The following is a 24392-nucleotide window of genomic DNA, read 5'->3' as shown; positions in this document are numbered from 1 at the left end:
AGGGGAAGGAACACCACCGGTGACCGCACAACTGCTTGACGGCAAGGCCACTGCCGCCGACATCCGGCGCGAACTCGCCGAACGCGTGGCCAAGTTGACCGCAATGACCGGCCGCCCGCCCGGCCTTGGCACCGTCCTGGTCGGCGACGACCCCGGCAGCCACGCCTACGTCGCCGGAAAGCACCGCGACTGCGCACAGGTGGGCATCGCCTCCCTGCGCCGCGAACTGCCCGCCGACGCAAGCCGGCAGCAGGTCGAGGACGTCATCGACGAACTCAACGCCGATCCGGCCTGCACCGGCTACATCGTCCAGCTCCCGCTCCCGCGCCACCTGGACACCAACGCCGTCCTCGCCCGCATGGACCCCGCCAAGGACGCCGACGGACTGCACCCGGTCAACCTGGGCCGGCTCGTCCTCGGCACCGACGCCCCGCTGCCCTGCACGCCACGCGGCATCGTAGAACTGCTGCGCCGCTACGACGTGCCGCTCGCCGGAGCGCGCGTGTGCGTCGTCGGCCGGGGCATCACCGTCGGACGGCCGATCGGACTGCTGCTCACCCGCCGTTCCGAGAACGCCACCGTCACCCTCTGCCACACCGGAACCAAGGGCCTGGCCTGGCACGTGCGCGAGGCGGACATCGTCGTCGCGGCGGCCGGCTCGCCCGGACTGATCACCAAGGACATGCTGCGCCCCGGCGCCGCCGTCCTGGACGTCGGCATCACCCGCACCGAGCACGGACTCGTCGGCGACATCCACCCGGAGGCCGCCGAGGTAGCCGGGTGGCTCGCTCCGATGCCCGGGGGAGTGGGACCCATGACCCGGGCGATGCTGCTCGCCAACGTCGTCGAGGCCGCCGAGAGGAACGCGAACTCCGCATGAACGCGCTGAACACGCCCCTTGCCGAGCTGGACCCCGAGGTCCACGAAGCCCTCCGGGCCGAGCTGCACCGCCAGCAGTCCACCCTGGAGATGATCGCCTCCGAGAACTTCGCGCCCACCGCCGTGATGGAGGCACAGGGCTCGGTCGCGACCAACAAGTACGCCGAGGGCTACCCCGGCCGCCGTTACTACGGCGGCTGCGAACACGTCGACGTCACCGAGCGGCTGGCCATCGAACGCATCAAGTCCCTGTTCGGCGCGGGCTTCGCCAACGTCCAGCCGCACTCGGGCGCCCAGGCCAACACCGCCGTCTTCTTCGCGCTGCTCCAGCCCGGCGACACCATCCTCGGGCTCGACCTCGCGCACGGCGGCCACCTCACCCACGGCATGCGCATCAACTACAGCGGCAAGATGCTCGATGTCGTGCCGTACCACGTCTCCGAGGCGGACAACCTCGTCGACATGGACGAGGTGGAACGGCTCGCCAAGGAACACCGCCCCAAGATGATCATCGCGGGCTGGTCGGCGTACCCGAGGCAGCTGGACTTCGCGGCCTTCCGCCGGATCGCCGACGAGGTCGGCGCCCTCCTCATGGTCGACATGGCGCACTTCGCGGGCCTGGTCGCCGCCGGACTGCACCCCAGCCCCGTCCCGCACGCCCACGTGGTCACCACCACCACGCACAAGACCCTCGGCGGTCCCCGCGGCGGAGTCATCCTCACCAACGACGCCGACCTCGCCAAGAAGATCAACTCGGCCGTGTTCCCCGGGATGCAGGGCGGCCCGCTGGAGCATGTCATCGCCGCGAAGGCCGTCTCCTTCAAGGTCGCCGCATCGCCCGAGTTCGCCGAGCGCCAGGCCCGGACCCTCGCCGGCGCCCGCATCCTTGCCGAGCGCCTGACCCGGCCCGACGCGGCCGCGGCCGGCGTGAAGGTCCTGACCGGCGGCACGGACGTCCACCTCGTCCTCGTGGACCTGAGGGACTCCGAACTCGACGGCAAGCACGCCGAGGACCTGCTGCACGAGATCGGTATCACCGTCAACCGCAACGCCGTCCCCTTCGACCCGCGCCCGCCCATGGTCACCTCCGGCCTGCGCATCGGCACGCCGGCGCTGGCCACCCGGGGCTTCACCGAGGCGGACTTCGCCGAGGTCGCCGACGTGATCGCGCTGGCCCTCCAGCCCGAGCCGGACCTGGCCGCGCTGCGCGCCCGCACCGCGGCGCTGGCCGCGAAGCACCCGCTCTACCCGCACCTTTCCGGCACCTCAGGAGACGCCCGATGAGCCCCCGCACCCCCGGCGCCGACCTGCCCGACCACCCGGACTGGCTCTGGCGCACCCCCGAGCCCAAGCGGTCGTACGACGTGGTGATCGTGGGCGGCGGCGGACACGGCCTGGCCACCGCCCACTACCTGGCGAAGAACCACGGCATCACCAACGTCGCCGTCCTGGAGAAGGGCTGGCTCGCGGGCGGCAACATGGCCCGCAACACCACGATCATCCGCTCCAACTACCTCTGGGACGAGAGCGCGGGCATCTACGAGCACGCGCTGAAGCTGTGGGAGGGACTGGAGGAGGAGCTCGACTACCCGATCCTCTTCTCCCAGCGCGGTGTGCTGAACCTCGCCCACAGCCTGCAGGACGTCCGCGACAGCGTGCGCCGGGTCGAGGCCAACCGGCTCAACGGGGTCGACGCCGAGTGGCTCGACGCGCAAGCGGTCAAAGAGGTCTGCCCGATCGTCAACATCTCACCCGACGTGCGCTACCCGGTCCTCGGCGGCACCTACCAGCCGCGCGCCGGCATCGCCAAGCACGACTACGTCGCCTGGGGCTTCGCCCGCTCCGCGGACGCGGCCGGCATCGACATCATCCAGAACTGCGAGGTCACGGGGCTGGACGTGGTCGACGGCCGGGTGGTCGGCGTACAGACGAGCCTCGGTCCCATCGCCGCCGGCAAGGTGGCCCTGTGCTCGGCCGGCCACACCTCGGTCCTCGCCGCCATGGCCGGCATCGAACTCCCCCTCCAGAGCCACCCGTTGCAGGCCCTCGTCTCCGAGCTGCTGGAGCCGGTCCACCCCACGGTGGTCATGTCGAACGCCGTCCACGTGTACGTCAGCCAGGCGCACAAGGGCGAGCTGGTGATGGGCGCGGGCATCGACGCGTACAACTCGTACACCCAGCGCGGCGCGTTCCACATCATCGAGGAGCAGATGTCCGCCGCCCTGGAGCTCTTCCCGGTGTTCGCCCGCGCCCATGTGCTGCGCACCTGGGGTGGCATCGTCGACGTGAGCCCCGACGCCTCACCCATCGTCGGCCTCACCCCGGTCGACAACCTCTACCTCAACTGCGGTTGGGGCACCGGCGGTTTCAAGGCGACACCGGGCGTCGGCTGGGTGTACGCCCACACCATCGCGCACGACACCCCGCACGCCCTCAACGCCCCCTTCTCGCTCGACCGTTTCACCACCGGCGCGCTCGTCGACGAGCACGGCGCGGCCGCGGTGGCCCACTAGGGAGCCGAACCATGCTGCTGATCTCCTGCCCGTGGTGCGGGCCCCGCGACGAGGCCGAGTTCCACTACGGCGGCCAGGCCCACGTCCCCTACCCGGAGGACCCCGCCGCCCTCACCGACGAGGAGTGGGCCCGCTACCTCTTCTTCCGCGACAACTCGAAGGGCCCCTTCGCCGAACGCTGGAGCCACGCGGCGGGCTGCCGCAAGTGGTTCAACGCGGTGCGGGACACATCGACCAACGAGATCCTGGCCGTTTACCGGACGGGGGAGGAGCGCCCGGAGGCGGTGGAGCCCCGTCCAGCGCACTCAGCCTGTCTGGGGGTACCCCCTCTGGGGGAGTTCGAGGACAAGGCCCCTTCGGGGCCGACGGGGGTCCAGGGGGCGGAGCCCCCTGGCGGGGTCGAAGGGGCAGAGCCCCTCAAGGACGGGACGGGTAGGGGCGGCGGGGGCGACCACCCGTTCCGCACCCCCACCGGCGGCCGCATCGACCGTGACGTCCCCCTCACCTTCACCTTCGACGGCACCGAATACCAGGGCTACCGAGGCGACACCCTCGCCTCCGCCCTCCTCGCCAACGGCGTCGTCCAAGCCGGCACCAGCATCAAACTCGGCCGCCCCAGAGGGATCTTCTCCGCCGGCGTCGAAGAACCCAACGCGGTCGTCCAGATCGAGGCCCCCTTCCCCGAGCCCATGCTCCCCGCCACGACCATCGAGCTCTACGACGGCCTGGTCGCGAGCAGCCTCCCGGGCCAGGGCCGCCTCGCCACCGAACCGGACCCCGCCCGCTACGACGCCGTACACGCGCACTGCGACCTGCTGGTCGTCGGTGCCGGGCCGGCCGGCCTGGCGGCCGCGGCGGCGGCAGCGAACAGCGGCGCCCGCGTCATCCTCGCCGACGACCAGCCGGAACCCGGCGGCAGCCTGCTCGGCACCGGGGAGCACCTGGACTGGGTGGCGGCGACGCGTGCCCGGCTCGAAGCCGCCCCCGAGGTGCGTGTCCTGCGCCGTACCACCGTCTTCGGCCACTACGACGACAACCACGTCCTCGCCGTCGAGCGCCGTACCAACCACCTCGGGGCCGACGCCCCGGCGAACGTCTCCCGTGAGCGGGTCTGGCGCATCCGCGCCCGGCGGGTCGTCCTCGCCACCGGTGCCCACGAGCGCTCGCTGGCGTTCGGCGACAACGACCGCCCCGGCGTGATGCTGGCCGCCTCGGCACGGACGTACCTGCACCGGTACGCCGTCCTGCCGGGCCGGCACGCGGTCGTGTTCACCACCAACGACAGTGCCTACGCCGCCGCCCTCGACCTGGCGGCGGCCGGGGTGGACGTCGCGGCGATCGTCGACACCCGGCCCGAGCCGGGTCAGTGGGCCGAGCGCGCCCGTTCCGCCGGGATCGAGGTGCTGGCCGGCCACGCGGTCACCGGAACACAGGGCGCGGAGCGTCTCACCGCCGTGACGGTCGCCCCGTACGGGGAGTCCGCCGGTCAGCGGGAGTTCGCCGTCGACCTGCTGCTGGTCTCCGGCGGCTGGAACCCGGTCGCGCACCTGTTCAGCCAGGCGGGCGGCAAGCTTCGCCACGACGACGTCCTCGGCACGTTCGTCCCCGACAGCTGCCGTCAGGCGGTCGAGGTCGCCGGCAGCGCGAACGGTGCCTTCGACCTCGCCACCGTCCTCGCGCAGGGCGCGGCAGCCGGCGCCCGCGCGATCGAGGCGGAGGGCTACACCGCCGAGGCACCCGCCCTTCCGGCCGTGGCCGCCCAGCCGTACACCCCGCCCATGCAGGTCTTCACCGTCCCGGCCGCCACCGGCGTCCGCCGGTTCGTCGACCTCCAGCGTGACGTCACCGTCGACGACCTGGCGCGGGCCACCGGGGCGGGCCTGCACTCGGTGGAGCACACCAAGCGCTACACCACGGCCGGTACCGCCAACGACCAGGGCAAGACGGGCGGCGTCCTGGCGAGCGGGGTGGTCGCCGAACTCCTCGGCGTGGACATCTCGGCGCTCGGCCTGCCCACCTTCCGGCCGCCGTACACCCCCGTCTCCTTCGCCGCCCTCGCGGGCCGGGACCGCGGCGCGCTGCACGACCCGATCCGCACGACCGCCCTGCACGGCTGGCACGTCGAGCACGGCGCCCTCTTCGAGAACGTCGGGCAGTGGAAGCGGCCATGGTACTACCCGCAGGCCGGCGAGGACATGGAGACCGCCGTGCTGCGCGAGTGCCGTGCCGCCCGCGACAGCGTGGGCTTCATGGACGCCTCCACGCTCGGCAAGATCGACGTACAGGGCGCGGACGCCGGGCGCTTCCTCGACCTGCTCTACACCAACATGATGAGCACCCTGAAGGTCGGCATGATCCGCTACGGCGTGATGTGCCGCCCGGACGGGATGGTCTTCGACGACGGCACGGTCATCCGGCTCGCCCAGGACCGCTTCCTCGTCACCACCACGACCGGCAACGCGGCGGCCGTCCTGGACTGGATGGAGGAGTGGCTGCAGACCGAGTGGCCCGATCTGCGGGTGCACTGCACGTCGGTCACCGAGCAGTGGGCCACCGTCGCCCTGGTCGGCCCGAAGTCCCGCGCGGTCCTCGGCGCACTGGCGCCTCGACTCGCCGTCGCCAACGACGACTTCCCGTTCATGGCCTGGCGTGAGACGACCGTCGCCGGCATCGACGCGCGCGTCTGCCGGATCAGCTTCTCCGGCGAGCTCGCCTATGAGATCAATGTGTCCCCGTGGGACGCCCTCGCCCTGTGGGAAGCCGTCTACGAGGCGGGTGCCCCGTACGGCATCACCCCCTACGGAACCGAGACCATGCACGTCCTGCGCGCCGAGAAGGGCTACCCGATCATCGGCCAGGACACGGACGGCACGGTCACCCCGCAGGATCTCGGCATGAGCTGGGCGGTGTCCAAGAAGAAGCCCGACTTCATCGGCAAGCGCTCCTACGCCCGCGCCGACACCGTCCGCCCCGACCGCAAGCACCTGGTCGCCCTGCTCCCGGACGACACCGGTGCCCTCCTCCCGGAGGGCACCCAGCTGGTCGCCGACAGCGAACTACCGGCCCCGCCGGTGCCGATGCTCGGCCACGTCACCTCCAGCTACCGCAGCGCGGCGCTCGGCCGGACCTTCGCGCTCGCCCTGATCAAGGGCGGCCGGGACCGCATCGGCGACCGCCTCTACGCACCCGTCGGCGACCGGTTGCTCCCGGTGACCGTCGCCGGTCCCGTCCTCTACGACCCCGAGGGAGCCCGCCGCGATGGCTGACACCGCCCTGACCGCCCGGCAGCGCAGCCCGCTGGCGCATGCCGCCGACCGCCTGACCGCCGCGACCCGCTCCTCCGGGGGCGCGGTCCGGCTGGCCGAAGTTCCCTTCCTGGCCCAGGTGAACGTCCGCCTCGACGCCAAGAGTCCGGCGGCGGACGCCGTCGGACTCGCCCTGGGTCTCCCACTGCCCCTGGAGCCGGACTCGGTGGTCCGCGCGGGGGAGCTGACCGTGGTGTGGCTGGGTCCGGACGAATGGCTGGTGGTCGGACAGCCCGGTACCGAGCGGGAGCTGGAGAGCCGGATCCGTGCGGCGGCCGGTGACGAGCACGTCTCGGTGACCGACGTCTCGGCCCAGCGCACCACCCTCCTGGTCACCGGCCCCCGCGCCCGTGACCTGCTCTCCCACGGCTGCTCGCTGGACCTCCACCCGAGCGCCTTCGGCCCCGGCCGCTGCGCCCAGACGACCCTGGCCCGCACCCAGGTCGTCCTCGTCGCCCGCGACGAGACCAGGACCGGGTTCTGGATCCTGGTGCGCTCGTCCTTCGCGGGCTACCTGACGGACTGGCTGCTGGACGCGGCCGTGGAATACACCGACGGAGCTGCGTGACCGTTCCGGTCGACGCAGGAAGCGAGGCGGGCCGGTGAAGACACCGGCCCGCCTCGCTGTTCCTCGGCAGGCCCTGCACATCCCGGGTTCGCGAGTCAGGGGTGACTCAGCCCAGGTAACCCATCCGGTGGCTGATCTCCCGCGCGCCCTGGAGCAGTGCCGGGGCGAGCTCGTGGAGGCGTTCCTCGGTGAAGCGGTAGGCCGGCCCGGACGCGCTGAGGGCCGCGATGACCTCGCCGTCGCGGGCGCGGATCGGTGCCGCCATGGCGTGCAGGCCGATCTCCAGTTCCTCCAGCGTCACCGCGTAGCCGCGCTCGCGCGCCTCGGCCAGGTTCTTCTCCAGCTTCGTCCTGGCGGTCAGGGTGTGCGGGGTCAGCTTCTGCAACCCAGCGGCCGCGAGCACCCCGGCGCGCGCCGTCTCCGACAGGTGGGCCAGCAGGATCTTGCCGCTGGACGTGGCGTGGACCGGCGTGAGCTGTCCGACCCAGTTGTGCGTGCCGACCGCGCCGGGCCCGCGTACCTGGTAGAGGTTGACCGCGTAGTGCTCCTGGAGCACCGCGATGTTGACCGTCTCGCCGATCTCCTCTATCAGCCGCTCGCACACGGCCCGGCCCTGCTGGGTGACGTCGAGCCGGCCGGTGACCGCGCCCGCGAGGCGCACGATCCCGAAGCCCAGCCGGTATTTGCCCCGCTCGGCCGCCTGCTCGACCAGACCGCGCGCCTCCAGCGCGCCGAGCAGACGGAACGCGGTCGACTTGTGGACGTCGATCTCGGCAGCGACCTCGCTGACGCCCGCCTCGCCGCGCTGGGCGAGAATCTCCAGCACGCTGACCGCACGGTCGACGGACTGCACCCCGTTCACAGCGGGACCCGCTGTTTCGCCATCTGCACCGTAGTTGCTCATAGCGCAACTATACGCAAGCGGAGGGGTGAGGCGAGGGGACACGGTGACTGTGCGGACGGCCCGTTGGGTACGTGACACCGGCTGTCCCCCGTACTCTAGGACTGCCCGTTCGTCAGCGGAAGACGACCGTGCAGTTGCCGTTGACCAGCACACGGTTCTCGCTGTGCCACTCCACGGCGCGGGCGAGCACCTGTGCCTCGACGTCACGGCCGAGGGTGACCAGCTCGTCCGGGGCGTGCGAGTGGTTCACGCGGACGACGTCCTGCTCGATGATCGGGCCCTCGTCCAGGTCGGGTGTGACGTAGTGGGCCGTGGCCCCGACGAGCTTGACGCCGCGCCGGTGCGCCTGGACGTACGGCCGCGCCCCCTTGAAGCTCGGCAGGAAGGAGTGGTGGATGTTGATGGCCCGGCCGTCGAGCTCCTTGCACAGGTCGTCGGAGAGGATCTGCATGTACCGGGCGAGCACCACGAGGTCGATGTCCAGCTCGTCGACGAGCTGGAGCAGCCGGGTTTCTGCCTCCGCCTTGGTCTGCGGTGTCACCGGGACGTGGTGGAAGGGGATGCCGTAGTTCTGCGCCAGCGCCTCGAAGTCGCGGTGGTTGGAGACGATCGCCGGGATCTCGATGTTGAGCGCGCCCGTGGACTTGCGGAAGAGCAGGTCGTTCAGGCAGTGGCCGAACTTCGACACCATGATCAGCGTGCGGGTCGGGGTCGAGGCGTCGTGCAGCTTCCAGGTGATCCGGTACGCCTCGGCGACCGGGCCGAAACCGGTGCGCAGATCCTCCAGGTTCACTCCGGGGTCCGAGACGTCGAAATGCACCCGCATGAAGAAGCGGTCCTGAAGCCGGTCGTCGAACTGCTGGCTCTCCAGGATGTTGCCGGAGTGCGTGACGAGATAGGTGCTCACGGCGTGGACGAGACCGGCCCGGTCAGGGCAGGAAAGGGTGAGGACGAACTCGCGGCCGGGCTGCGGTCGAGGGGACATGACATCCTCCCTGAGTGCGCACTGCGCAACGATATGAGTGATACGCAACATGGTCGGGTGTGGTGGCCGACAGGTCAAGGGTGGCGTTCTTGTTGCGCATCGGGTTGCGTTATTTGCAACCCGCTCGTGGGGTTCACGGAGGAGTCCGGCGAGGTCAAGCGCGCCTTCCAGTGCCCGTACCACGCCTGGACGTACGACCTCGACGGCAAGCTGGTCGCCGCGCCCGACCTGACCTCGATGCCGGACCTCGACCGCACCGCGTACGGCCTGGTCAACGTCCATGTCCGGGAGTGGCTGGGCTATGTGTGGGTGTGCCTGGCCGACAACCCGCCGTCCTTCGAGGAGGACGTGGTCGGGGTCGTCGTCGAGCGGCTCGGCGACACCGAGTCGATCGAGCACTACGGCATCGAGAACCTCTCGGTGGGCCGGCGGATCACCTACGGCGTGCAGGCCAACTGGAAGCTCATCATCGAGAACTTCATGGAGTGCTACCACTGCGCCACCATCCACCCCGAACTCACCGAGGTCCTTGCGGAGTTCGCCGACGGCTACGCCGCCCAGTACTACGTCGGACACGGCGCGGAGTTCGGTGAGGAGGTCATCGTGGAGAGCGGCAAGGACGTGGACCGCTCGGTGGAACTCTTCCACCGCGTCAACCAGCAGGACTTCGACGCCTGTGAGCGCACCCAGCCGGGCATGAGCTCACGGCTCTATGCCAAGGGCGGTGTCCTGGTGCTCAGCGAGCACCACATCGGCGAGTTCCACACCTGGCTGCAGGACAAGCTCGGCGTACGCCACCTCGGCTGACCCTTCCCGCCCCCGGTACCGCCCGTCCACCTGCCGCACGGCCTCTCCGGCAGGTGGACGGGCCATTCGGCCGTACGCCCCGGCCACGCCCCGCCCGGGGCCACCCATACTGGAGGTATGGCCATGCATCGGCGTGCGGGCCGGTCGCCGGGTGCGGCGCGGCCGGCCGGGACCGAGGTCCGGCCGCGAGCCTCGCAGCGGCGAGGGGCAGGCCTGCGCTCCCTCCTGAGCGTGCACAGCGTCGCCGGCCAGGTTCTCGTCCTCCAGGTGGGGGTCGTCCTGTTGCTCGTGGTCGCCGCCGTGGTGGCCCTGGTGCTCCAGGCCCGCAGCACGACCCTCCAGGACGCCAGGGAGCGCTCGCTGGTCGGCGCCGAGATGTTCGCGAACGCCCCGGGGACCCTGAGCGCCATGAGATCGGCCGACCCCAGTGCCCTGCTCCAGCCGCGCGCGGAGCAGGCCCGGAAACAGGCCAAGGTCACCTACGTCATCGCGTTCAGCCCGTCCGGCATCCGCTGGACCCACCCCGACCCGCGCCTCATCGGCAAACGCGTCGTCGGCTCCTACGCGGACGCGCTGGCCGGCAAGGTGCACCAGGACACGTACGACACACCGGGCGTCGGCCGCGCCGTGGACACGATGGCCCCCGTGAAGGACACAGCCGGCAAGGTCGTCGGCGTGGTGTCCGTGGGCATCACCGTCAAGAGCGTGAACCAGCGGGTGATGGGACAGATGCCGCTGCTGTTCGGCTCCGCAGCCGTCGGGCTGGCGCTGGTCACGGGCGGCTCGGCCCTGGTGAGCCGGCGGCTACGGCGGCAGACGCACGGTCTGGAACCGGCCGAGATGACGCGGATGTACGAGCACCACGACGCGGTCCTGCACTCGGTCCGGGAGGGCGTGCTCGTCATCGACGGCGAGGGACGGCTGCTGCTGGCCAACGACGAGGCCACCCGCCTGCTGGACCTGCCCGGGGACGTGACGGGCCGGCGCGTCACCGAACTGGGCCTGCCCCCGCCGGCCGCCGCGCTGCTGGCCTCGGGCCGGGCCGTCAGCGACGAGGTGGTCCTGGCGGGGGAGCGGCTGCTCGCGGTCAACGTACGTCCCACCGCCCCGCACGGCGGGCCGGGCGGCAGCGTGGCGACCCTGCGGGACACCACGGAGCTGCGCGCGCTCGCGGGCCGTGCCCGGATCGCGCGGGAGCGGCTGCAACTGCTCTACGACGCCGGGGTGCGCATCGGCACCACCCTCGATGTGGCCCGCACGGCCGAGGAACTGGCCCGGATCGCGGTGCCCCGGTTCGCGGACTTCGCCACTGCCGAACTGCTGGACGCGGTACGGCGCGGTGAGGAACCGGACAGGGCGAACCCGACCATGCACCGGGCCGCCGTGCACGGCATCCGGGACGACCATCCGCTGAACCCGGTGGACGAGGCGGTCACGTGGCCGGCGACGACGCCCCAGGCACAGGGGCTGCGCAGCGGCCGCGCCGTGCTGGAGTCCGATCTGCGTGCGGCACGCGGCTGGCGGTCGCGGGATCCCGAACGGGCGTGCCACGTCCTGGACTTCGGGATGCGTTCCCTGATCACGGTGCCGCTCCAGGCCCGTGGCATGGCGTTGGGGGTGGTCGACTTCTGGCGCTCGGAGCAGGACGCCTTCACGGAGGAGGACCTGGCGGTCGCCGAGGAACTGGCGGCCCGTGCGGCGGTCGCGATCGACAACGCCCGCCGCTACACCCGCGAGCACGCCATGGCGGTCACCCTCCAGCGCAGCCTGCTGCCCCGCACCCTGCCCGAGCAGTCGGCCCTGGAGGTGGCCCACCGCTACCTGCCCGCGCAGGCCGGGGTGAGCGGGGACTGGTTCGATGTGATCCCGCTGCCCGGGGCCCGGGTCGCCCTCGTCGTCGGCGACGTCGTCGGCCACGGACTGCACGCCGCCGCGACCATGGGCCGGCTGCGCACCGCGGTCCACAACTTCTGCGCCCTCGATCTGTCCCCGGACGAACTGCTGAGCCATCTGGACGAGCTGGTCGCCCGGATCGACGAGAGCGAGAGCAACGACAGCAGTGAGAACGGCGGTGCGGCCACCCAGGGTGAGGGCGCGGGCATCACCGGTGCCGGCTGCCTGTTCGCGATCTACGATCCCGTCTCCGGCCGGTGCACCGTGGCCCGGGCCGGCCATCCGGGGCCGGCTCTCGTCGGTCCCGACGGCACGGTCACCTTCCCCGATGTTCCGGTCGCGCCGCCGCTGGGCCTCGGTGCCGGTCTGCCCGTCGAGACCGCCGAACTGGAGCCGGCCGAGGGCTCCCTGCTCGCCCTCTACACGGACGGGCTCGTCGAAGACCGCGAGCGCGACCTCGACACCGGGCTCGACCTCCTGCGAGGAGCCCTCGCACAGCCCGACCGGACACCCGAACAAGCCTGCCGGGCGGTCCTCGACGCCCTGCTGCCCGACCGTCCCCGTGACGACATCGCTCTCCTCGTGGCCCGGACCCGGCGCACGGACCCGGACCGGGTAGCCGACTGGGACGTGCCCGCCGACCCCGCCGCCCTCGCTCCCCTCCGCGCCGAGTGCGCCCGCCGGCTGGCGGCCTGGGGCCTGGACGAGATCTCCTTCACGACCGAACTCATCCTCAGCGAGCTCGTCACCAACGCCATACGCTACGGCGGCGAGCCCATCCGGCTCCGGCTGCTGCTCGACGGGGACAGCTTGATCTGCGAAGTGGCCGACGGCAGCAGCACCTCACCGCATCTGCGCCGCGCCGCCACCACCGACGAGGGCGGCCGGGGGCTGTTCCTGGTCGCCCACTTCGCCCGGCGCTGGGGCGTGCGGTACATCGCCCGCGGCAAGGTCATCTGGAGCGAGCAGTCCCTGGAAGGTCCCGCCGCCGGGACCGACGGCGATCTGGGTGACCTGCTGCCGGAGCTGGGGGACGTACCCCCGCTGTAACCCCCCGCAGTGTTGCGCATGGCGAATTTCGGTGCGCCATGCCAAACCAATGCTTGCATCTCCCTTGACAAGCCCGTGCCGGCGCGGAAAGCATGTTGCGTATAGCGAAGAGTGTTGTGTTATCAGAGACAGCAAGCCGCAGTGTTCTGCACCCGGAGGGCCGGCATGAGGAGCATCACCGTCGTCGGCGCGTCACTGGCCGGTCTCAGCACGGTGCGCGCGCTGCGCGCGGAGGGCTATGACGGCGAGATCGTCGTGGTGGGCGAGGAGCGCCACACCCCCTACGACCGGCCCCCGTTGTCCAAGGATTTCCTCAAGGGCGACCTCGACACCGAAGCGCTCGCGCTCGGCGACGCGGACGAGTACGAGGAGCTGGGGGCGCGATGGCTGCTCGGCGAACGCGCGGTCCGGCTGGACACCGCGGCGCGCTCCGTGACGCTGGCCGGAGGACAGGAACTGCGCACCGACGGCGTCGTCATCGCGACCGGCGCGAGCCCCCGCACGCTCCCGGGCACGGAGGGCCTGGCCGGCATCCACACCCTGCGCACCCTCGACGACGCCCAGGCCCTGCGCGCCGATCTGCACAGCGGCCTGCCCCGGGTCGTCGTCATCGGCGCCGGCTTCATCGGCGCCGAGGTGGCCTCCACCGCCCACCGGCTCGGCCTCCATGTCACCGTCGTCGAGGCGCTCGACGTACCGCTGGAGCGCCAACTGGGCCGTGAGTTGGGGCTGGTGTGCTCCTCGCTGCACAGCGATCACGGGGTCGGCCTGATCTGCGGCATCGGCGTGGCGGGATTCACCGGCGAGGAGCGGGTCACCGGAGTGCGGCTGACGGACGGGCGGGTGCTGCCCGCCGACGTCGTCGTGACCGGGGTGGGCGTGCGGCCCGCCACCGACTGGCTCGCCGGCTCCGGCGTCCAGGTGGACGACGGCGTGGTGTGCGACTCCGGCTGCTCGACCAATGTCCCGGGCGTGGTCGCCGTCGGTGACGTCGCCCGCTGCCCCCACCCGTTCACCGGACGGCACGCCCGCGTCGAGCACTGGACCAGCGCCACCGAGCAGGCGACCACCGCCGCCCGCACCCTGCTGTCCGGGGTCTCGGCCCCCGCCCCGCTCACGGCCCCGTACTTCTGGTCCGACCAGTACCAGGTGCGCATCCAGCTCGCCGGACACGTCGCCCCCGGCGCCCAGCCCGAGATCGTCGACGGCGACCTCGACAGCCGCTCCTTCACCGCCGTGTACCGGCGCGAGGGCTCCGCCGTCGCCGTGCTCTTCCTCAACCAGCCGAAGCTCTTCAACCGGCTGCGACGCACCCTCGTCCCGGCCGCCGCGGCCCTGACCTCATGACTCCCGTGACCTCCCCGCGCGCCGGTGCCCTGGGTGTTCCGCGGCATCTGCGGTACACCTGGGACCCCGAGTGGCTGATCGTGGACGGGGGCAACGCCACCGTCGGCGTCACGGCGTTCGCAGTACAGGCCCTCGGCGAGGTCGCCCGCCTGACGCTGCCCGCGCCGGGTACCTGGGTCGAGGCCGGTGAGGCCTGCGGCGAGATCGGGTCACCGGCGGCCGCCAGCGCCGTGTACGCCCCCGCCTCGGGCGAGGTCCTGGAGGTCAACCCCGCGCTGGCTGAAGACCCGGGCATCGTCAACTCCGCGCCCTACACAGCTGGTTGGCTTTTCCGGCTGCGGGTCGAGAACATCGCCGGCGCCCTGACCGCCGAGGCGTACGCCGCCTATTGCGACACCCGGGGAGACCGCCGATGACCTTGCCCCACCGGACCCTGACCGAGAAATGTCCGGGCCGGTGACCGACACAACCCTCCCGCAGGAGCGTGCGCGGGTCCTGCCCGGCACGCTTCGCCGACCCCACGGAGTGTGGCGTGGCAATCAGCGTCTTCGACCTGTTCTCCATCGGCATCGGCCCGTCCAGTTCGCACACCGTGGGCCCGATGCGCGCCGCCGGGATGTTCACCGCCCGGTTGAAGAAGGACGGTCTGCTCGCCCAGACCGCCGCGGTGCGGGCCGAGCTGTTCGGCTCCCTCGGCGCCACCGGCCACGGCCACGGGACCCCCAAGGCCGTACTGCTCGGCCTGGAGGGCAACGAACCGCACACGGTCGACATCGCCCAGGCCGAGCTGGACGTCGAGCGGATCCGCACGACCGGGCGGATCCGCCTGCTCGGCGCCGAGATCGGCCCGGCCCACGAGATCGATTTCGACGTCTCGACCCAACTCGTCCTGCACCGCAGGCGATCGCTGCCGTACCACGCCAACGGCATGACCCTCTTCGCCTACGACGCCGACGGTCTGCCGTTGCTGGAGAAGACGTACTACTCGGTCGGCGGCGGCTTCGTGGTCGACGAGGACGCCGTCGGCGAGGACCGGATCAAGCTCGACGACACGGTGCTCGCCCATCCCTTCCGCACGGGCGACGAGCTGCTGCGTCTGACGAAGGAGACCGGCCTGTCCGTCTCCGCGCTGATGCTGGAGAACGAGAAGGCCTGGCGCTCCGAGGAGGAGATCCGCGCGGGCCTGCTGGAGATCTGGCGGGTGATGCGGGCCTGCGTCTCGCGCGGCATGTCCCGCGAAGGCATCCTCCCCGGAGGCCTGAAGGTCCGCCGGCGGGCCGCCGCGGCGGCCCGGGCGCTGCGCAGCGAGGGCGACCCGGCGAGCCGCGCGATGGAGTGGGTGACGCTCTACGCGATGGCGGTGAACGAGGAGAACGCGGCCGGCGGCCGCGTGGTGACGGCCCCGACGAACGGCGCGGCCGGCATCATCCCCGCCGTCCTGCACTACTACCTCGACTTCGTGCCGGGAGCCGACGAGGACGGAGTCGTCCGCTTCCTGCTCGCGGCGGGCGCCATCGGCATGCTCTTCAAGGAGAACGCGTCGATCTCCGGCGCCGAGGTCGGCTGCCAGGGCGAGGTCGGCTCGGCCTGCTCGATGGCGGCCGGCGGCCTCGCCGAGGTGCTGGGCGGCAGCCCGGAGCAGGTGGAGAACGCGGCCGAGATCGGCATGGAGCACAACCTCGGCCTGACCTGCGACCCGGTCGGCGGCCTGGTCCAGATCCCGTGCATCGAGCGCAACGGCATGGCCGCGGTCAAGGCCGTGACCGCCGCCCGGATGGCCCTGCGCGGCGACGGCCGCCACCACGTCTCCCTCGACAAGGTCATCAAGACCATGAAGGAGACCGGCGCCGACATGAAGATCAAGTACAAGGAGACCGCCCGCGGCGGACTCGCCGTCAACGTCATCGAGTGCTGAGGAAGCGGGTGGGGCCCGGCAGGCGGAAGGAGGCTCGTGAGGTGAGCCGGTATGTCACGAGGCCCGGAGCGGGCCGCCCCCGCCGGGTCGCGATGCTCAGCGTGCACACGTCGCCGCTGCACCAGCCGGGCACCGGCGACGTCGGCGGCATGAACGTCTACATCGTCGAGCTCACCAAGCGCCTGGCTGCCCTCGGCATCGAGGTGGAGATCTTCACGCGGGCCACCTCCGCCGGTCTCCCGCCCGGCGTCGCCCTCGTGCCCGGGGTCCTGGTCCTACACGTGACCGCCGGACCCTACGAGGGCCTGGCCAAGGAAGACCTGCCCGCCCAACTGTGCGCGTTCACCCACGGCGTGACGCGGGCGTGGGCCGGTCACCGCGCCGGTCACTACGACCTGCTCCACTCCCACTACTGGCTCTCCGGCCACGTCGGCCGCCTCGCCGCCGAGCGCTGGGGCGTCCCCCCTGGTGCACACCATGCACACCATGGCCAAGGTCAAGAACGCCTCCCTCGCCCGGGACGACACCCCCGAGCCCGAGCTCCGCGTGCGCGGCGAGACGCACGTCGTCCGGGCGGCCGACCGGTTGATCGCGAACACCGACACCGAAGCGGCCGAACTTCTGCGCCACTACGACGCCGACGGCGGCCGGGTCGCCGTCGTCCATCCCGGAGTCGACCTGGAGCGCTTCCGGCCCGACCCGTCGGGCGTGCCGGCCGGGCGTGCCGTGGCCCGGAAGCGTCTGGGGCTGCCGCAGGACGCGTTCGTCGTGCTGTTCGCGGGCCGCATACAGCCGTTGAAGGCACCGGACGTCCTGCTCCACTCGGTGGCCGGGCTGCTGCGCGAGCGGCCGTGGCTGCGTGAGCGGATCCTGGTGCCGGTCGTGGGCGGGCCGAGCGGGAGCGGGCCGGCCGAGCCGGAGGGCCTGCAGAAGCTGGCCGCCCGGCTCGGCATCGCCGACGTCGTGCTGTTCCGGCCGCCGGTCGGCCAGGACCGGCTCGCCGACTGGTACCGCGCGGCATCCGTGCTCGTCATGCCCTCCTACAGCGAGTCCTTCGGCCTGGTGGCCGTCGAGGCGCAGGCCTGTGGTACGCCGGTGATCGCCGCCGAGGTCGGCGGCCTGCCGGTGGCCGTACGCGACGGCGTCAGCGGCGTTCTCGTCCGCGGGCACGACCCCGTGGACTACGCCAGCGCGCTGTGCCGCTTCGCCGACGCCCCCGCGCTCTCGGCGGAGATGGGCACGGCCGCGGCCCGCCACGCCCGGCGCTTCAGCTGGGACACGGCCGCGGCGGCGACGGCGGAGGTGTACGCGGCCGCGCTGCGCGAGCGACACCTTCACCGCTGACGCGCCATGGGGAGACGCCCAGGCCTGACGCTCCCGCACCGGAGTCCGGATCGCTCGACCGCCCCTGACCCGGTTCCGCGCAGCGGGCATCCTGGCCGGCGAGTCCAAGGCATCTGACGCCCCGGACTCGCCGCCCCGGTCTCATCCCATGCTGAGAGCGGTCCGCTCCGTACCGTCCTGCGCCCGCGACGCGCCTTCCTCCGCTGTCCGCCCGCGCAGTGCCGTCACCACCAGCAGCGCGGAGAACAGCGCGGCCGAGCCGCACACCACGAAGCCGATCGCGTAGCCGTGTCCGAGGGCGTCGAGGGCGTACGCACGGGCCGCGCCCGGCGGGGAGGCGGCGGGGACGGAGTTCAGGGCGAGCGGGCCGCCATCGCGCAGCACCTCGTGGGCCGCCGCCTTCGACCCCGCGTCCAGCGACGACGAGGTGGCCAGCGAGGAGGTCGCCCGGGACGCGGCCTGGCTCAGCGCGACCGCGCCGATGACCGCCGGGCCGAGCGTGAAACCGAAGTCGCGCAGCAGGTTGGTCGCCGCGCTCGCCATGCCCGCGAGCGGCAGCGGCACCGTGTTGACGGCCGTCGCGGTGATCGACGACACCGTGAAGGCGAAGCCGATGCCGACCAGCCCCAGCGGCAGGATCAGCGAGGTGAGGTTCCGGTCACCGACGTCGAGCCCGGCGGCCAGGAAGTCACCCGCGGCGATCAGCGCCAGACCGGCGGTGAGCAGCGCCCGCGCGGGCAGCCGGTGCAGCAGCCGGGAGGTCAGCGGGGTGAGGACCGGGGTGATGCCGTTGAGCAGCAGGAACGCGAAGGCGGCGCGCATCGGGCTCTGGTGCTGGATGGGGCCGAGCCGGATGCTCGTCGCGTAGGCCGTGCCCAGGAAGCTGAACATGCCCACGACGGCGACCACCGACGCGATGGCGAAGGAACGGTTGTGGAAGAGGTCCAGGCGCAGCAGAGGGGAGCGGGCCCGGCGCTCGGCGGCCACGAACAGGCCCACGAACACCGCGGCGAGCACGAACGCCACGACCACCGGAGCCGACCCCCAGCCGTCCGTCGGCCCCTGGATGACGGCGTACAGCAGGGCGAACAGGCCGACGCCGATGGTGATCTGGCCGCCCAGGTCCAGCGAACGTCCTTCCGGCGCCCGGGAGTTGCCGGCGAGCCACAGGCTCACCAGCGCGCTGACCGCGGCCAGCACGGCGACCACCACGAACGCCGAGCGCCACGAGCCGTAGGTGCCGGTGATCCCGCCGAGCAGCGGGGCGAGGAAGCCGCCCGCCGACAGACTGGAGGCCCATACGGCGATGGCGCGGGCGCGTTCGGCGCCGGTGTGCGTGCCGGCCGCGATCATGGCGAGCGAGGTCGGGAAGAGCGCTGCGGCACCGAGACCGGCCAGCGCCTGCCCCACCCACAGCTGATGGATGCCGGAGGCGCTCGCGGCGACGACCTCACCCGCGCACAGCAGCGCGGCGCCGCCGACGAGGAGCCGCTTGCGGCCGAAGAGGTCGCCCAGCACGCCGAAGGTGAGTTCCAGCACGGCGACGGGCAGCAGGAACGCGTCGGAGATCCAGGTGAGTTGGGAGCCCACCGGGTGGAGGTGCTCCTGGAACAGGCCGTTCAGGGTGGCCGGTATGGCGAGGCCGATCTGGGCGAGGCAGACGGCGAGACACCCGGCGACGAGCGTGCCGAGGGGGAGAGAACCGCGCGGGGCGGCGGATGTGTCGGACATGAGCGGGTCCCAACGTCAGTGGTGGGCAGGGTGCGCCGGGCGGTCACGGCCGACCGTCAGGCGTGCCGGGCGGAACGGGACGTAGGCCGCCCCGTCCAGACCGAGCGCGGTGGCGGACTTCTGGAGCGCGGCCGGGGTCGCGGCGTCGTCCCAGTGGCCGCCGGCGACGCGGTGTTCGAGCGCGTGCAGGGCGGCGACGGTCTCGGCGGTGGTGAACGTGCAGTGGCCCTGCCGCTCGACGTACGCCTGCCGCAGCAGCGCGCCGTCCCCGGCCGCGCGCACCCGGTCGCCGAACTGCCGTTCCTGCTCGACCGGGACCAGGTTGTCGGCGACTGTGTGCACGTCCAGGAGGGGTACGGCGAGCCCCTGACCGGCGGAGGAGGTGCGCTGCGCGGCACGGACCGCGGCGGGGTCGGCGGTGATCGAGGCGCCCCGGGTCAGGGTCGCGAGATCGGCGCGAAGGTCGAGCCCGGCCGCCTGATACAGGGCGCGGACCTGGGGGGCGTGCACGGATCCGGCGAGCAGACGGGCGTAGTCGACGCCCTGGTTCCAGGAGTTGTTGCCACCGGCGGACTGCTCGACGGCGTACCGGCCTCCCTCGACGAACGACAGGATGCCCTGCGCGAACCACGCGTACTGCTGCTCCTCCTGGCCTGCCCAGTCGGCCGGGCCGGGCCGGTCCGCACCGGGCGCCCAGGCGGGCAGGTTGAGGAAGGCCGCGGCCAGCGCGATCCGGGCGCGGCCCCGCGGGGTGGCCTGGGCGGCGGTGACGGCGTCGGTGAGCCGCTTCGCGGTGGCGGCCGCGGCGTCGGCGGAGCCGAAGCGGACCAGGCCGACGTCCTGCCCCGGCAGCAGCAGCCGGGCGAGGGTGTACTCGGCGTCGAGCTGGTAGTTGTCCAGGTCGGTGCCGCCCGCGACCAGGCCGCACAGCCCGAGCGCGCCGTCGACGCGTCCGGCGCCGTCGCGGGCGATCTGCGCGTTGACGAGCCCGCCCATGGACTGGCCGACGGCCAGGGTGCGCCGGGGAGTGCCGATCCGGGCGGTGACGGCACCGAGGGTGGCGAACTGGTCGCGTTCGGCGCTGTTCAGGGCCCACATCGAGCCATGGGGGTCGTACGACGACCCGGTCATCGCGTAGCCCTCGGCGAGCAATTCGGTGCGTACGGCGTCGGAGGGCGCGTCCTTGGCGACGGTGGGCCCGAAGCCGTGGCTGAACAGCAGCAGGGTGCCGTTCCAGCGGGCGGGCACGTCCGCGATCCAGGTGGCGCCGTCGGAGAGGGTGCCGGTCAGGTGGGAGGCGGCCGGCGCGTCGGCCTCGGCCGCGGGTGCGGGGGAGGTGGCGAGGGCCGTGGAGGCGAGGGTGGCCAGCGCGGCGAGGGCGATGCGCAGACGGGTACGGGCAGCGGGACGGCTGCTGTCGTGCATGACGTGGGCTCCTTCTGGGCGGCTGCGGAGCGGGGGCGACGACATGGGCAGATGCTCAGTGCACTGAACGACGGTGCGAGGAATGTAGGGCTGATTTCTCACGGCCGTCAATGCGATGCACAACATTGGGGCGGGCGAGTCCGTGCGGAGATCCCACATGCGGGCGGAGCGCTACGCCACCGGAAGGGTCTCGATCAGCCGGCGCGCCGCGTCCCGGGCGGGCGCCTCCAGCAGGGCGTGCACCGCGCGGAACGTCCGCTCCGCCCCGGCCGCCGGCCAGTCCGCCGGCAGATGCCGCACCGGCAGCCGGGGATCGGCGCGGATGACCTGGAGCCACTCGGCGGTCAGCCGGAGGCGCAGCGCAAGGGCGTCCTCGCCTGCGAGGCCCGCGCCGCCCGACGCGTACGGCCGCCAGGTCGCGTCGAAGTCCCGGTAACGGGCGGCGAGTTCGGGCAGATCCCAGGTGTCGTCGATCATCTCGGCGATGTCCATGCCCGGGTCCGCGTGGGCACGGAAGACCTTCACGTGCGTGGTCAGACCCAGTTCGGCGACGATCCCGGAGACGTCGACCTCGCCCGGCGCGATCCACAGCCCGCTGAACAGCGCCCCGAAGCCCGCCCAGGTCAACTGTGAGCGCAGATCGTGCCGTTGGCGCTGCCACGACTCCGGCAGCGAGAACCCGAGCAGCGTCCAGGTGCCGTCCCAGTCCCGGTTGACCGCGCCCGTCTTCCAGATCCGCCTCTCCCCGTCGCGCAGGATGGCCTCGGAACGGCCGGTGAGCCCGACATAGGTCCGCCGCCCCGCACGCCGCCGGCTCAGCAGCCCGCGCCCGACCATCCGGGTGAGCGTGGACCGGGTGGCCTGCTCCCCGACACCGGCGCGCCGGAACACCTCGATGACACTCCCCGTGTACACGCACACACCGCGACCCAGCACCTCGTCACCGAGGAAGCTGAGCAGGAGGGACTGCGGACGGGGGACGGGACTGGTCACGCGGATACAGTACGAGGCCCGCCTGCCGCTGACACACACATGATCGCCGGTCGCCCCGAGCGCCGCGTCAGTCGCCGGGCGTGGCGAGGCCGGTGAGGGCCGCGGCGATCTGGGCGAGGCGGGTCTGGTCGAGGGCGTAGAGAACGTAGTAGCCCTCGCGCCGGGTGGTGGTCAGTCCCGCCTGGGTGAGCTGCTGGAGGTGGCGGGAGATCACGGACTGGGACAGGCCGAGGAGGGTGGCGAGTTCCTGGGTGCTGCGGCTCTGCGCGGCGAGGCAGGAGATGATCTGCAGGCGTGGGGCGGCGGCCAGGGCCCGTAGCGCGGTGAGTGTCTCCGCCTGGCTGGTGGGGCGGGCGGCCGAGGCCGGCGCGAGGGGCAGGGCGGGATAGGTGATCCGCAACGGCCAGGGAGCGTCGCAGGTGACGCGCACGTGGGGCCAGACGTAATGACTGGGGGTGAAGGTCACCGGGCGGGCCGAGGTGACCGCGATGTCGTGGTCGTGCGGACGGTCCAGGCGGAGCGTGCGCTGTCCCGGGTCGATGCGGATCTGCGGCACCAGGGTGCGCAGCATGGGGAAGACCCCCTGGTGGGCGATCCGCTGTCCGGCCTGGGCGATCGCCTGGTACAGGGCGGGCTCGACGCGTTCCCACTCGGCCGCGAAGGCGGCACTCCAGTAGTCCTCCAGCGCGGTGAGCGTGCCTTCGAGGACCGGGAGCGGATCGGTGAGGACGGCGCTCAGGCGTGCGGCCCGGCCGGAGTCGCTCTGCCGGAGCCCGGCGAGCGCGGCATCACGGGTGCCGGCGTTCTCGACGAGGTCGGCTCCGCGGTAGCGGGTGGTGTCGACGAGGGTCTCGGAGAGTTCCGCGGCCAACTGCACGGGCGGCAGGGCGCGCACGGCCGCGAGCTGCTCGGCGAAGTCCGCCTCGTGATCGTTCGCCAGGCTCTCGAACAGGGCCGGAATGTGGTCGGCCACCACGAAGCTGTGCTCGCGCAAGTGCCGGCGCAGCGCGGCGGGCAGGCGTCGGCAGCGCCGCACCCAGGGCACGTGCAGGGCGTGGTGCCCGGGACGGGTGAGCACGTGCCAGGAATGGACCGCTTCGAGCAACGGGGAGAGGGAGAAGGCGAGATCCTCCTCGGCCGTCTCGTTGAAGCGCATCGTGATCACGATTGCATGATTTCACAATCAGTTGATCGGATCCGGCCGCGTCGTCCAGGCTCACCGCAGCAGCCATCGCCTTCACCAGCCGAAAGCCCAGGTCGCGCATGAGCACCCATGAGGAACCCTGGCAGGCCGTGCTCGACGCGGACGGCAGCGCGTACACCGTCCACGAGCACGCCGCCGCCCACAGCGTCGCCGAACGCAAGGCGCTGCCCTTCCCCTGGTCCCAGGCCGTCAAGACGCTCGCCTTCACCTCCCCGCGGCTGCCGCTCCTGCTCGTGGCCCTGCGCGCGGACGACCGGGTCGACTTCGCCCGTCTCGCGGCCGCCGCCGGCATCGGCCGCGCCCAGCTGCGTACGGCCGGCACCGACCTGCTCACCGCGGCGGGACTGGTTCCCGGAGGCATCCCGCCCATCAGCCCCCGGCCCGGCGTGCCGTGCTGGATCGACACGGCCGTCGTCGCATCATGCGGGCCGGTCTTCTGCGGTGCCGGATCGGCCGCCCGCACCGTGGAGGTGCGGCCCGCGGTCCTCGCCCGGCTTCCGCGCGCGCACGTGGCCCTGCTGCACAAGTAGCCCGGCGCACGGCGCACCGCCCCAGACCTGAGGAGAGGACCGGCCGATGGTGTCCACGTCGAGCCTTCTGGCGTTCGCGGCGATGTGCTTCGTGGTGATCGCGATCCCGGGACCGAGCGTCCTGTTCGTCGTCGGCCGCGCCCTCGCCCACGGCCGCCGCGCGGCGCTCGCCACCGTGCTCGGCAACCTCCTCGGCAGCTATGCGCTCGTCGTCATCGTGGCACTGGGGCTGGGCCCCCTGGTCCAGGGCTCGGCCCACGTCCTCACCGCCGTACAGCTCGCCGGCGCCGCCTACCTCATCCACCTCGGCGTCCAGGCGATCCGGCACCGCGACCGGCTGCGCGCGGACATGGCGGTCCCGGCGGGCCGGAAACGGGGCGATCTACGCACCGTCCTGGACGGCCTTCTCGTCGGCGTCACCAACCCCAAGGGCCTGGTCTTCTTCGCGGCGGTCCTGCCGCAGTTCGTCCACTACGACGCCGGCGGCATCCCGGCCCAGATGATGATCCTCGGCCTGGTCCCCGCCGCCGTAGGACTGTGCTGCGACACCCTGTGGGGGCTGGGCGCCTCGGCCGCCCGCTCCTGGTTCGCCGCCTCGGACCGCCGCCTGTCGGCCATCGGCGCGGCGGGCGGCACCGCACTGGTCGGCCTCGGCGTGCTCGTCGCCTGCACGTCCCGCTGAACGGGCCCGTGTTCCCCAGGCCCGGAACTCGATACGGCTCGGTGCGCCACCGGGGTACGTTCGGCCCATGACGTGGTGGACGTACCTGGAGGACCGGACCCGCCGGGAGGTCGACGCGCACGTGCTGGACGACCGCCCGCTTGCGGCGATGAAGGCCGTGTGGGAAGCGCTGCGGCCGCTGGGGCCGGGTGTGCGCGAGGCGGAAGAGGTGGTCCACGCGCGCTACGAGGTTCTCGGCGACCAGGTGAGGCGCGAAGCACCCGATCCGCTCGACGTCCCCTCGCAGGCCGCCCGTGCCGCCGCTCACCGGGGCCGCG

Annotated in this window: 17 protein-coding genes and 2 pseudogenes; 13 read left to right on the top strand and 6 right to left on the bottom strand. The window is 72.4% G+C overall.

Going from position 1 to position 24392, the window contains the following annotated elements:
- Positions 1-19 precede the first annotated feature (19 nt).
- The 5 genes from LE548_RS01075 to LE548_RS01055 are packed head-to-tail and all read left to right on the top strand — an operon-like array spanning position 20 to position 7265.
- Positions 20-880, top strand: coding sequence for a bifunctional methylenetetrahydrofolate dehydrogenase/methenyltetrahydrofolate cyclohydrolase (locus tag LE548_RS01075; protein ID WP_225094652.1), 861 nt, complete (start codon positions 20-22; stop codon positions 878-880).
- Positions 877-2163, top strand: a complete 1287-nt coding sequence (glyA, locus tag LE548_RS01070) for a serine hydroxymethyltransferase (RefSeq protein WP_225094651.1) — start codon at positions 877-879, stop codon at positions 2161-2163. Before LE548_RS01075 ends, glyA begins: the two co-directional genes overlap by 4 nt.
- Entirely contained in the window at positions 2160-3392 is a 1233-nt protein-coding gene (locus LE548_RS01065; protein ID WP_225094650.1) for a sarcosine oxidase subunit beta family protein, read from the top strand. Before glyA ends, LE548_RS01065 begins: the two co-directional genes overlap by 4 nt.
- An 11-nt stretch (positions 3393-3403) precedes the next feature.
- Positions 3404-6658: a sarcosine oxidase subunit delta family protein gene (locus LE548_RS01060; protein ID WP_225094649.1), complete on the top strand. Its 3255-nt coding sequence runs from the start codon at positions 3404-3406 to the stop codon at positions 6656-6658.
- Positions 6651-7265: a sarcosine oxidase subunit gamma gene (locus LE548_RS01055; RefSeq protein ID WP_225094648.1), complete on the top strand. Its 615-nt coding sequence runs from the start codon at positions 6651-6653 to the stop codon at positions 7263-7265. Before LE548_RS01060 ends, LE548_RS01055 begins: the two co-directional genes overlap by 8 nt.
- A 106-nt stretch (positions 7266-7371) precedes the next feature.
- Here LE548_RS01055 and LE548_RS01050 read toward each other — a convergent pair whose 3' ends face one another.
- Both LE548_RS01050 and purU read right to left on the bottom strand, forming a co-directional pair.
- Positions 7372-8169, bottom strand: coding sequence for an IclR family transcriptional regulator (locus LE548_RS01050; RefSeq protein WP_225094647.1), 798 nt, complete (start codon positions 8167-8169; stop codon positions 7372-7374).
- Between the two features lie 112 nt (positions 8170-8281).
- Entirely contained in the window at positions 8282-9154 is an 873-nt protein-coding gene (purU, locus tag LE548_RS01045; protein ID WP_225094646.1) for a formyltetrahydrofolate deformylase, read from the bottom strand.
- A 90-nt stretch (positions 9155-9244) separates the two neighbouring features.
- On the opposite strand from purU, the pseudogene LE548_RS01040 reads away from it, so the two are divergent.
- The 6 genes and pseudogenes from LE548_RS01040 to mshA form a co-directional block, all read left to right on the top strand.
- Positions 9245-9961: pseudogene (locus LE548_RS01040) on the top strand (aromatic ring-hydroxylating dioxygenase subunit alpha); the annotation flags it as partial.
- A gap of 123 nt (positions 9962-10084) precedes the next feature.
- Entirely contained in the window at positions 10085-12904 is a 2820-nt protein-coding gene (locus tag LE548_RS01035; protein WP_263635588.1) for a SpoIIE family protein phosphatase, read from the top strand.
- 165 nt (positions 12905-13069) lie between these two features.
- Positions 13070-14251, top strand: a complete 1182-nt coding sequence (locus LE548_RS01030) for an NAD(P)/FAD-dependent oxidoreductase (protein ID WP_225094644.1) — start codon at positions 13070-13072, stop codon at positions 14249-14251.
- Positions 14248-14667, top strand: a complete 420-nt coding sequence (locus LE548_RS01025; protein WP_225094643.1) for a glycine cleavage system protein H — start codon at positions 14248-14250, stop codon at positions 14665-14667. Before LE548_RS01030 ends, LE548_RS01025 begins: the two co-directional genes overlap by 4 nt.
- A 116-nt stretch (positions 14668-14783) precedes the next feature.
- Entirely contained in the window at positions 14784-16166 is a 1383-nt protein-coding gene (locus tag LE548_RS01020; RefSeq protein WP_225094642.1) for an L-serine ammonia-lyase, read from the top strand.
- Between the two features lie 92 nt (positions 16167-16258).
- A pseudogene (mshA, locus tag LE548_RS01015) lies at positions 16259-17510 on the top strand (D-inositol-3-phosphate glycosyltransferase).
- A gap of 141 nt (positions 17511-17651) precedes the next feature.
- Here the strand turns inward: mshA and LE548_RS01010 are convergent.
- The 4 genes from LE548_RS01010 to LE548_RS00995 all read right to left on the bottom strand — a co-directional run bounded on the left by LE548_RS01010 (position 17652) and on the right by LE548_RS00995 (position 22815).
- Positions 17652-19241 (bottom strand): MFS transporter, encoded by a 1590-nt coding sequence (locus LE548_RS01010; protein ID WP_225094641.1) that lies wholly within the window; start codon positions 19239-19241, stop codon positions 17652-17654.
- A 15-nt stretch (positions 19242-19256) separates the two neighbouring features.
- Positions 19257-20666, bottom strand: a complete 1410-nt coding sequence (locus LE548_RS01005; RefSeq protein ID WP_225094640.1) for an alpha/beta hydrolase — start codon at positions 20664-20666, stop codon at positions 19257-19259.
- Between the two features lie 171 nt (positions 20667-20837).
- Positions 20838-21665: a PaaX family transcriptional regulator C-terminal domain-containing protein gene (locus LE548_RS01000; protein ID WP_225094955.1), complete on the bottom strand. Its 828-nt coding sequence runs from the start codon at positions 21663-21665 to the stop codon at positions 20838-20840.
- A 61-nt stretch (positions 21666-21726) separates the two neighbouring features.
- A complete protein-coding gene (locus LE548_RS00995; protein WP_225094954.1) occupies positions 21727-22815 on the bottom strand; it encodes a DUF5937 family protein in 1089 nt (362 codons plus the stop codon).
- Positions 22816-22922: 107 nt separating this feature from the next.
- Here LE548_RS00995 and LE548_RS00990 point away from each other — a divergent pair, with 107 nt between their 5' ends.
- Both LE548_RS00990 and LE548_RS00985 read left to right on the top strand, forming a co-directional pair.
- A complete protein-coding gene (locus LE548_RS00990; protein ID WP_225094639.1) occupies positions 22923-23393 on the top strand; it encodes an aminoacyl-tRNA deacylase in 471 nt (156 codons plus the stop codon).
- Between the two features lie 46 nt (positions 23394-23439).
- Complete coding sequence (locus tag LE548_RS00985; RefSeq protein ID WP_225094638.1) at positions 23440-24075, top strand: LysE family translocator; 636 nt, start codon at positions 23440-23442, stop codon at positions 24073-24075.
- Positions 24076-24392: the final 317 nt, after the last annotated feature.

Source organism: Streptomyces sp. CoH27, assembly GCF_020181035.1.
Taxonomy (GTDB): Bacteria; Actinomycetota; Actinomycetes; order Streptomycetales; family Streptomycetaceae; genus Streptomyces; species Streptomyces camelliae.
The sequence above is the reverse complement of the archived record's forward strand: the minus strand, read 5'-3'. Positions and strand labels throughout refer to the sequence as shown.

Coding starts and splice junctions, on each gene's coding strand:
- LE548_RS00985 (WP_225094638.1), top strand. CDS start 23,440: ATGGTGTCCACGTCGAGCCTTCTGGCGTTCGCGGCGATGTGCTTCGTG.
- LE548_RS01005 (WP_225094640.1), bottom strand. CDS start 20,666: ATGCACGACAGCAGCCGTCCCGCTGCCCGTACCCGTCTGCGCATCGCC.
- LE548_RS00995 (WP_225094954.1), bottom strand. CDS start 22,815: ATGCGCTTCAACGAGACGGCCGAGGAGGATCTCGCCTTCTCCCTCTCC.
- LE548_RS01035 (WP_263635588.1), top strand. CDS start 10,085: ATGCATCGGCGTGCGGGCCGGTCGCCGGGTGCGGCGCGGCCGGCCGGG.
- LE548_RS01055 (WP_225094648.1), top strand. CDS start 6,651: ATGGCTGACACCGCCCTGACCGCCCGGCAGCGCAGCCCGCTGGCGCAT.
- LE548_RS01065 (WP_225094650.1), top strand. CDS start 2,160: ATGAGCCCCCGCACCCCCGGCGCCGACCTGCCCGACCACCCGGACTGG.
- LE548_RS01060 (WP_225094649.1), top strand. CDS start 3,404: ATGCTGCTGATCTCCTGCCCGTGGTGCGGGCCCCGCGACGAGGCCGAG.
- LE548_RS01025 (WP_225094643.1), top strand. CDS start 14,248: ATGACTCCCGTGACCTCCCCGCGCGCCGGTGCCCTGGGTGTTCCGCGG.
- LE548_RS01030 (WP_225094644.1), top strand. CDS start 13,070: ATGAGGAGCATCACCGTCGTCGGCGCGTCACTGGCCGGTCTCAGCACG.
- glyA (WP_225094651.1), top strand. CDS start 877: ATGAACGCGCTGAACACGCCCCTTGCCGAGCTGGACCCCGAGGTCCAC.
- LE548_RS00990 (WP_225094639.1), top strand. CDS start 22,923: ATGAGCACCCATGAGGAACCCTGGCAGGCCGTGCTCGACGCGGACGGC.
- LE548_RS01010 (WP_225094641.1), bottom strand. CDS start 19,241: ATGTCCGACACATCCGCCGCCCCGCGCGGTTCTCTCCCCCTCGGCACG.
- LE548_RS01050 (WP_225094647.1), bottom strand. CDS start 8,169: ATGAGCAACTACGGTGCAGATGGCGAAACAGCGGGTCCCGCTGTGAAC.
- purU (WP_225094646.1), bottom strand. CDS start 9,154: ATGTCCCCTCGACCGCAGCCCGGCCGCGAGTTCGTCCTCACCCTTTCC.